This is a genomic window from Aquirufa sp. ROCK2-A2 (assembly GCF_054558485.1).
In genome coordinates this window covers 1-252 of the sequence record NZ_JBPXKA010000036.1, presented here as the reverse complement: position 1 = coordinate 252, position 252 = coordinate 1, and the positions used below count along the sequence as shown (strand labels likewise).

1 protein-coding gene is annotated in these 252 nt (G+C 47.2%); it reads left to right on the top strand.

Features of this window, described 5'->3' with window-relative positions:
* A partial coding sequence (locus tag V7S76_RS13310) for a hypothetical protein (protein ID WP_459510629.1) occupies positions 1 to 252 on the top strand: 252 nt, incomplete at both ends.

Sequence of the window (252 nt, the reverse complement as noted above, 5' to 3'; positions counted from 1 at the left end):
CACCTTGGTGTCCTGCTTATTGGGAGTCAGCTCCTAAAAAGGCTGTTATTCAAAGTGGTTTAGTGATTAATACCGACTTTTTCTCTAATTCATATTTAGTTCCTTTAGGCATGCATTCTACCTTGCCTGCGCCACTACCAGGCATAGCAGGAGATAGTATTAGCTACTGCGTTGGAGCAGCATCTGCGCCACTTCAGGCAGAAGCGGTAAGCGGAGCGACATTGAATTGGTACAGCGATGCAACGGGCGGAA